6 protein-coding genes are annotated in these 7,825 nt (G+C 70.1%); 4 read left to right on the forward strand and 2 right to left on the reverse strand.

The window, feature by feature from the left end; translation table 11 throughout:
* Positions 1 to 76: 76 nt before the first annotated feature.
* Positions 77 to 856, reverse strand: coding sequence for a TetR/AcrR family transcriptional regulator (locus ACFWP7_RS30460; protein WP_384387756.1), 780 nt, complete (start codon positions 854 to 856; stop codon positions 77 to 79).
* Positions 857 to 1,231: 375 nt separating this feature from the next.
* On the opposite strand from ACFWP7_RS30460, the gene ACFWP7_RS30465 reads away from it, so the two are divergent.
* The 3 genes from ACFWP7_RS30465 to ACFWP7_RS30475 all read left to right on the forward strand — a co-directional run bounded on the left by ACFWP7_RS30465 (position 1,232) and on the right by ACFWP7_RS30475 (position 5,409).
* Positions 1,232 to 2,608 (forward strand): NAD(P)/FAD-dependent oxidoreductase, encoded by a 1,377-nt coding sequence (locus tag ACFWP7_RS30465; RefSeq protein ID WP_384387771.1) that lies wholly within the window; start codon positions 1,232 to 1,234, stop codon positions 2,606 to 2,608.
* 124 nt (positions 2,609 to 2,732) lie between these two features.
* The gene (locus tag ACFWP7_RS30470) at positions 2,733 to 4,379 is read left to right on the forward strand and encodes a SpoIIE family protein phosphatase (protein ID WP_384387758.1); all 1,647 of its coding nucleotides are present in this window, start codon (positions 2,733 to 2,735) and stop codon (positions 4,377 to 4,379) included.
* 202 nt (positions 4,380 to 4,581) lie between these two features.
* Positions 4,582 to 5,409: a class I SAM-dependent methyltransferase gene (locus ACFWP7_RS30475; protein WP_384387761.1), complete on the forward strand. Its 828-nt coding sequence runs from the start codon at positions 4,582 to 4,584 to the stop codon at positions 5,407 to 5,409.
* A gap of 61 nt (positions 5,410 to 5,470) precedes the next feature.
* Here the strand turns inward: ACFWP7_RS30475 and ACFWP7_RS30480 are convergent, their stop codons facing one another.
* On the reverse strand, positions 5,471 to 6,742 hold the full coding sequence (locus ACFWP7_RS30480; protein ID WP_384387774.1) for an MFS transporter: 1,272 nt from the start codon (positions 6,740 to 6,742) through the stop codon (positions 5,471 to 5,473).
* A 157-nt stretch (positions 6,743 to 6,899) separates the two neighbouring features.
* Between ACFWP7_RS30480 and ACFWP7_RS30485 the strand changes: the two genes are divergently transcribed.
* Positions 6,900 to 7,448: a MarR family winged helix-turn-helix transcriptional regulator gene (locus ACFWP7_RS30485; RefSeq protein ID WP_384387763.1), complete on the forward strand. Its 549-nt coding sequence runs from the start codon at positions 6,900 to 6,902 to the stop codon at positions 7,446 to 7,448.
* Positions 7,449 to 7,825 lie beyond the last annotated feature (377 nt).

Below are 7,825 nucleotides of genomic sequence, written 5' to 3' on the forward strand. Positions count from 1 at the left end.
AGGTGCTCCTGGTGGCTGGTGGTCGGCGGCTGGTCGTGGGTGGTTGGTGGTGGTCGGTGGTCGTTGGTGGTGCCGCTCACGCCGGGCGTGAGCGCAGCCCCTCCAGCAGGATGTCGAGGAGCCGGGCCGAGGCAGCCGCCTGCTGAGCGGCGTCCGGCAGCGAGGGCGCCGCCGTCGCGATCACCAGCAGTACGTCCGCCACGGTCACGTCCGCCCGCAGTTCGCCCGCCGCACGCGCCCGCTCCACCAGCCGGCCCACCACGTCGAGCAGTTGCGCCGCGCCCGCGTCGTCCGCCGCCGCGATCAGTACCTCCTCCGCGGGCACCGGCCGCTGCTCGACGAGCCGGAGCTCGGAGGCGGGTTGGGACCGCTGCTGCGGCACCCGTGCGTCCTCCGCCTCCGTGCCGTCCTCCGCTACGCCGACCCGCAGCACCTGCGGCGGCAGCAGCCGCCCGGCGCCCGAGGCCACCGACGTGCGCAGGAAGCGCGAGAGCGCCGACCACGGCTCGTCCTCCTGCCCGAGTGCCGCCCGCGCCTGGTCCGTCAGCCGGGAGGTCTCCTCCTCGGCTATCCGGCGGACCAGGACGTCCTTGCTCGGGAAGCGTCGGTACACCGTGCCCACGCCGACCCGGGCGCGCCGCGCCACGTCCTCCATGGGCGCGCCGTATCCCAGCTCGCCGAAGACCTCGCGCGCCGCGCGCAGTACGTGTTCCAGATTGCGCTGTGCGTCCACGCGAAGCGGTGTCGTACGCGATCCGGTGCCCGGACCGCGGCCGTCGCCGCCCGCTGCCGCGCCGACGATGCCACCGGACGCGGTGGCAGACGCGGATGACCAATGAGATTCCTGAATGTGCATAAGCGTTCCCCCGGTAATGACGTCTCCCCCCGGAGACTCTCCCCGCCATCGGCAGCCGGAGCGCGCGGAACAGGCTTGTGTGCACGAGTCCGTCGTACGGACTCGTCGAGCGCATCCCCCTACACCCCGTCGACACACGAACATAGTTGAGAGGGGGTCAATTCAGAAGGGGCAGGTTCCGCACGGAGCGCCCCCCGATCGGAGTACGGGTCGTTTACGTCCCCATTGCTCCTCCCTCAGGCACCCCTTACATCCTCGCTGACCTGCGCTTATTCCTCATAAGCCGGCAATTCGGTCCGCCCTCCGCGTCGGCGGTGGCCGGTCACACAAATTGTCGAGGCTGTGGACAAACTCCAGTGCCGGGTGCGTCATGGGGTGGTGAAGGAACGTGCGCGCATTCTCATGGTCGGCGGCGGCTACGTCGGGATGTACACCGCCCTGCGACTCCAGCAGAAGTTGAAGGCCGAACTTAAACGGGGCGAGGTCGAGATCACCGTCGTCACCCCGGACCCGTATATGACCTATCAGCCGTTCCTCCCGGAGGCCGCCGCGGGCTCGATCTCGCCGCGCCACGTGGTCGTCCCGCTGCGCCGGGTCCTGGACCGGTGCCGGATCGTCATCGGCGAGGCCCAGTCGATCGACCATGCCAAGCGCACCGTGACTCTCACGACCCTCGCCGGCGAGGAAGAGGGCGCCGGCGCGGAACACCTCTCGTACGACGAACTGGTCCTCGCCCCCGGCTCGATCGCGCGCACCCTCCCGATCCCCGGTCTCGCCGAGTACGCCATCGGCTTCAAGACCGTCGAGGAGGCCATCGGCCTGCGCAACCACGTCATCGAGCAGATGGACATCGCCTCCTCCACCCGCGACCCCGCGATCCGCGACGCGGCCCTGACCTTCGTCTTCGTAGGAGGCGGTTACGCGGGCGTGGAGGCCCTCGGCGAGCTGGAGGACATGGCCCGCTACACCGCGCGCTACTACCACAATGTCCAGCCCGAGGACATGAAGTGGATCCTCGTCGAGGCCTCGAACCGCATCCTCCCCGAGGTCGGCGAGGAGATGGGCAAGTACACGGTCACCCAGCTGCGCCGCCGCAACATCGACGTACGACTGGACACCCGCCTCGACTCCTGCGCGGACCGGATCGCCGTCCTCAGTGACGGCGCCCGCTTCCCGACCCGTACGGTCGTGTGGACCGCCGGAGTGAAACCGCACCCGGTCCTCGCCGCGAGCGATCTCCCGCTGAACGAGCGCGGCCGCCTCAAGTGCACCCCCCAGCTGACCGTCGACGGCACCACCCACGCGTGGGCCGCGGGAGACGCCGCCGCCGTCCCCGACGTCACCGCGGAGCCCGGCACCGAGACGGCCCCCAACGCTCAGCACGCGGTTCGCCAGGCCAGGGTCCTCGGCGACAACATCGTGCACTCCCTGCGCGGCGAGGAGCTCGAAACGTACTCCCACAAGTACGTCGGTTCGGTCGCCTCCCTCGGGCTGCACAAGGGTGTCGCGTACGTCTACGGGCGCAAGCTGAAGGGCTATCCTGCCTGGTTCATGCACCGCGTCTACCACCTGAGCAGGGTGCCCACCTTCAACCGCAAGGCCCGTGTGCTCGCCGAATGGATCCTGTCGGGGCTCTTCAAGAGGGAGATCGTCTCTCTCGGTTCGCTCGAACATCCCCGCGCGGAGTTCGAACTCGCGGCCGGTGGAAAGCATCCTCTCGACCCGAAGCTCGGCCCGAAGGGGTCGTCCTGACCGGACCCTGGAACTCCACCGGTCAGGCCGGCGTCTGACGGATGTCGGTCCGGTCGGCCAGACTGGTCCACGACCCAGGGCGGGCCCACCGCTCGCCCTTCTAACCCACGAGGCCCTTCCCACAGTGAACTTCACGCGCTGGAGCGCCCGGCTCCCCGGAACGCAGCGCCGCACCGCGGCGCAGACCGAACACACGGTCTCCCCGGACCTGCGAGGGGAAGGCGCTCCCGTGCCGGCGGCCCGCGCCGAGCAGCTGACCGACGACGCGCCGCCCGTGCCCGCCGTCGACGAACTGCCGGTCCGCGACGTCCTCGACCGCGTCCCGGCCCTCGTCGCCCTCGTCCACGGCCCCGAACACCGCGTCGCGTACGTCAACGACTCCTACACGGCGGCCTTCGGCGTACGACCGGTCGGCGAGCCCGCCTGCGAGGCGCTCCCCGAGCTGGACGAGCTCGGCCTGCTCCCGCTCCTGGACCAGGTCCTGCGCAGCGCCAAGTCCCGCACGGTCAAGTCCCGCAAGACCTCCAGCGGCCGCTCGTACACCTTCACCTGCACCCCCGTCGACACCTCTCCCAAGGGCCACGGCGGCGGCGTACTGATCTTCGCGACCGACGTCACCGACCACGCCGAGGCCGCCGAGCGGCTGCGCGCCAGCGAGCGCAGCCAGCGCGAGACCGCCGTCACCCTCCAGCGCTCGCTGCTCCCGCAGGAGCTGGAGGAGCCCGACGACCTGCGCATCGCGGCCACCTACCAGCCCGGCGGCACGGAGGCCGCGGTCGGCGGCGACTGGTACGACGTGATCACCCTCGGCGGCGGCCGCACCGCGCTCGTCATCGGCGACGTCATGGGCCGCGGGGTGCGCGCCGCGGCGGTCATGGGCCAGCTGCGCACCGCCGTACGCGCGTACGCTCGCCTCGACCTGCCCCCGCACGAGGTCCTGCAGCTCCTCGACGGCCTCGCCACCGAGATCGACGCCAACCAGATCGCCACCTGTGTGTACGCCGTCCACGACCCGAACGAGGGGCGGCTGATCTACGCCTCCGCGGGCCACCTGCCGATCCTCGTCCGCGACGAGAGCGGCGTCGTCGTGCGTGCCGACGAACCCACAGGACCGCCGCTCGGCACCGGCGGCTGGCTGCACACCTCCGGCTCGGTCCCGCTCGGCCCCGGCTCGACGGCCGTCCTCTACACCGACGGCCTCGTCGAGCGCCGCGACGAGGACCTCGACGAGGGAATCGCCTCCCTGGAGCGTGCCCTTTCCGGTGCCACCGGCACCCCCCAGGTCGTCTGCGACCGACTGGTCCGCTCGTTGGGCGTCACCGCCGACCACGACGACGACGTGGCCGTCCTGGTCCTCCAGCACCCCGCCCGTACGGGTCCGGACGGCGACCTCTTCCGCAACGCCGCCCTGGAGCTGCTCGGCGGCGTGGAAGCCGCTCCACGCGCGCGTGCCTTCGCCTCCGGCGTCCTGACGAGCTGGCGCTTCCCGGCCGAACTCCAGGACCTCGGCGTCCTCGCCGCCAGCGAACTCGTCGCCAACTCCCTCCAGCACGGCACCCCGCCCATGCGCCTGCGGCTGCGCCGCACCGACCGCCGCCTGATCATCGAGGTCACCGACGGCGACGACCACCTCCCCCGCCGCCGCCGCGCCGAACCCGCCGACGAAGCAGGCCGCGGCATCGCCATCGTCGCCACGATCGCCTCCGGCTGGGGGTCGCGGCGTACCCCGGGCGGGGGGAAGGCGGTGTGGTGCGAGTTCGCGTTGAAGTAGTCAGCCCGTCCGGCGTTTGAGCACGAGCACGAGCGCGTGAGCGCGAAGCGAGGGTCTGGGGGTGGCAGCCCCAGGTACGGGACGGGCAGGGGCGGAGGGGGCGAAAAACCCACCCCGGCACCCACCCCCGGCACCCACCTCCCGACACCCACCCCTGCGCGCCACCTAGCCCCCAACCCCACCCGGTGCTAATAGCTCACCCATGGCAGACGAAACGGGTTTTCAGCTCAGCGGCAGCGCGCCTGAGCGATACGAGCAGTACGCCGCGCCGATCATGGCGCCCTTCGTCGCGGCGATCCTCGACGCAGCGGACCTGACCCCGGGCGCCACGGTCCTCGACCTCGCCTGCGGCACCGGCTTCGTGGCCCGCGCCGCAGCCGCCCGGGTCGGCCCCGCCGGTCGCGTCTCGGGCGCGGACATCAACGAAGGCATGCTGAGGGTCGCGAAGGCAGGCGCACCCCGCATGTACCCGGACATCGAGTTCACGGAGGCCTCCGCGGACGAACTCCCCTACCAGGACGCCACCTTCGACGCCGTCGTCTGCCAGCAGGGAGTCCAGTTCTTCCCCGACCTGCGCGCGGCCCTCACAGAGGCGGCCCGGGTCACCCGCCCCGGAGGACACTTCGCGGCCACCGCCTGGGCGGACAGGAAGCTGATCCCGTACTTCGTGGCCCAGTACGAAGCGGTCAAGAAGTACGTGGCTCCACATCTGGTTCCGGAGGTCGCCGCGAGCTACGAAGCCGCCTTCTCCGGCACCCCCGACCGCCTCACCACCACCCTCCGCGAGGCCGGCTTCCACGACGTCACCGTCCACGAGGTCACCTTCGGCATCGCCCTCCCGCCCCTCGCCGACTACGCCGCGGGCCAGCTCTCCTCGGTGCCCTGGGGCCAGTCGATCGTCGACCACGGCGGGCACGAAGCCCTCGTACAGGCAGGCCGCGCGGTCCACACCCACCTCAAGGACCGCACCGCCCCGGACGGCAGTGCGACCCTCCCCTTCGCGGCCAACCTGGTGACCGGGATCCGCTGACGACAAGCGAAACGGCCGCCACCACTTCGAGAAGTGGTGGCGGCCTTCGTATGTCCGTCCGTCAGGCCGCGGCCCGCACCGGCTCCGCCGGAACTCCACCCTGCGCGACCACCCGGCTCCGCGCGAGCCACGGCTGATTCTGTACGGGCGTGAGCTGTCGGCCCAGCCGGATCGCGAGGTAGGTGATGCCCAGCGAGAACAGCAGAAACGTCACGACGTACGGCCCGTGCAGCGAGGCCCCCATCGGACCGCCCACCGCCGGACCGACCGCCAGCGCGAGCTGCTTCACCAGCGCGAAGGCCGAGTTGTACTGCCCCGCCATGCCCGCCGGCGCCAGATCGGCGACCAGCGGCGCGACGGTCGGCGACAGCATCGCCTCACCAAGACCGAAGAGGGCGTACGTCGAGACGAACGCTGCGGTCGCCGTGGTCTGGCTGCCGTGCCCGAGGCCCGCATAGCCGGCCGTCAGCCATGCGACCGCCCAGATGAGCCCCACCGCGGCGATCACCCGCGACCGCTTCCGGCGCTCCACGAACTTGAGGACCGCGAACTGCGCGACCACGATCATCGCGGTGTTCGCCGCCATCGCCGTACCGAGCGCGGAGGTGGAGATCCCGGCCGCCTCGACGCCGTACGCGGAGAGCCCCGACTCGAACTGTCCGTAGCAGGCGAAGAACAACACGAAGCCCAGCACGGACAGCTGCACCATGGCCCGGTTGCCGAGCAGCTGCTTCCAGCTGCCGACCCTGGCCTGCGGCGCACCCTCGACCTTCGGCGTGTGCGGCAACCGTACGGTCGACATGATCACGACCAGCAGCAGGAACATCGCCGCCTCGATCGAGAACAGCAGCGTGAACGAACTCGCGCGCGAGGTGTCGACGATATGGCCGCCGATGAGTCCTCCGACGCCGAGTCCCAGGTTCTGCAGGAAGAACTGCGTCGCGAATGCACGCGACCTGGTGTCCGCCGAGGAGCAGTCCACGATCATCGTCGCGAGCGCCGGCGACATCACGGCCTGGCCGGCACCGAGCGTGGCCGCCGACAGCACCACGGTCGTGGCACTGTCCGCGAGCCCGAGGCTCAGCGCTCCGAGGGACGCCGTGACCAGGGCAACGAGCAGGACCGGCAGCGGGCCGCGCCGGACGATGGCCCGCCCGGCGAACGGCAGTACGACGAGAGCGGCCACGGCGAAGACGGCGAGCACGACGCCCGCCGTCATGGAGCCGAGTCCCCGCACCTGCGCCACATAGACGTAGAGGAAGGGGACGGTAAAGCCGAGCCCGAACGCGCTGAGCGCGTTGCCCACATGGATCCGGCGCATCGCTGCGCCCATCGCCCTGGTCACTTTTCACCTGCCCTGGTCGTGAGGTCCTCAGAGCGCATGATCGTGCAAGGGTGCAGACCTGAAGACTTCAAAGCTAAAGTTAGGATCTAAACAATACACATCGAAGGACTTCAACGGCAAGCGAGCCCGTGCGATACTTCGCCCCATGGGCGACACCCCCGGCGTCAGCGAGCCGACACTCGACGAGCAGATCGCCGCTTACCAGCGAGAGTTCCGGGACCTCGACCCCCAGGTCGAGAAGATCGTCTCGGCCCTCTCCCGCCTCAACCGGCGGATGAACGTCGCCTACGGACGCCAGACCGCGGCACTCGGCATCAGCAACGCCGAGTGGGAGGTCCTCAAGGCGCTGGTCGTTTCCGGCGCCCCCTACCGCATGGGCCCGAGCGACCTCGCCAAGCAGCTGGGTCTGACCCCGGCCGCGATGACCCACCGCATCGACCGCATGGTCGGGGAGGGTCTGGTCACGCGGGAGCGCGACGAGTCGAACCGCGTGCGCGTCATCGTGGAGCTCACCGACGAGGGACGCGAGAAGTGGCTGGAGGTCATGCGCCTCGCCTCGGGCTTCGAGGAGGAGCTGCTCCAGGACCTCTCCGCCGACGAACGCGGTGTCCTCGGCGAGGTTCTGACCCGCCTCCTCCGCCGTGTGGAGCACGCCCAGCCGGATGCCGGCGGCCGCCTCACCGACCTGGATTAAAGATCTTGACAGGGGAGGTTGACACCCCCATGCCCGACGCGTAAGGTTCTTCGAGTTGCCACGGAGCCGTAACGGTTCTGCGGTAGCACCTTCGCCGCAAAAGCGGCAACCAAACCACCAGCACGATCTCCCACCAGGGTTCAATTCGGTGTGCCCGAATTCAATTCGATTTGGGCGCGACAGCTCGATTAGGAACTGCCGCGAGGATCCGCTAAAGTTTGAGACGTCGGAACGGCACAACAGCCGCGAAGACAGACCCCACTGACTGGGAATCAGGCCCGAAAGAGTCTGATAGAGTCGGAAACGCAAGATCGAAGGGAAGCGCCCGGAGGAAAGCCTGAGAGAGTCTCTCGGGTGAGTACGAAGGAAGTGTCCGT

The organism is Streptomyces sp. NPDC058470 (genome assembly GCF_042721055.1).
Classification (GTDB): domain Bacteria; phylum Actinomycetota; class Actinomycetes; order Streptomycetales; family Streptomycetaceae; genus Streptomyces.

Bases quoted from the DNA above. Each gene is read 5' to 3' on its own strand.
- ACFWP7_RS30460 (WP_384387756.1), bottom strand. From the start codon at position 856: ATGCACATTCAGGAATCTCATTGGTCATCCGCGTCTGCCACCGCGTCC.
- ACFWP7_RS30475 (WP_384387761.1), top strand. From the start codon at position 4,582: ATGGCAGACGAAACGGGTTTTCAGCTCAGCGGCAGCGCGCCTGAGCGA.
- ACFWP7_RS30480 (WP_384387774.1), bottom strand. From the start codon at position 6,742: ATGGGCGCAGCGATGCGCCGGATCCATGTGGGCAACGCGCTCAGCGCG.
- ACFWP7_RS30485 (WP_384387763.1), top strand. From the start codon at position 6,900: ATGGGCGACACCCCCGGCGTCAGCGAGCCGACACTCGACGAGCAGATC.